Source organism: Kineosporia sp. NBRC 101677, from assembly GCF_030269265.1.
In the GTDB taxonomy this organism is placed as follows: Bacteria; Actinomycetota; Actinomycetes; order Actinomycetales; family Kineosporiaceae; genus Kineosporia; species Kineosporia rhizophila.
This window is the reverse complement of the sequence record NZ_BSTA01000070.1, coordinates 1-255: the sequence shown is the minus strand read 5'-3', so window position 1 is coordinate 255 and position 255 is coordinate 1. Positions and strand designations below refer to the sequence as shown.

At 59.6% G+C, this 255-nt stretch carries 1 rRNA gene; it reads right to left on the bottom strand.

The features are described 5' to 3' along the window. Nucleotides 1-148: 148 nt before the first annotated feature. Nucleotides 149-255, bottom strand: a 16S ribosomal RNA gene (locus QSK18_RS35790); the annotation flags it as partial.

Sequence of the window (255 nt, the reverse complement as noted above, 5' to 3'; positions counted from 1 at the left end):
ATCGAGCTCCAACCGATGTTCCACCCATGAGCAGCCACCTCAGAACCAGGCCGGCCACATGATTGGGCCGGCTCATTGCCTGAGCAGTGGCATTCTCTGAGCCCAGCTCCCGGCACGAAGACCAGGCAGGCTTTCAGATGCTCCTTAGAAAGGAGGTGATCCAGCCGCACCTTCCGGTACGGCTACCTTGTTACGACTTCGTCCTAATCGCCAGTCCCACCTTCGACAGCTCCCTCCCACAAGGGGTTAGGCCAC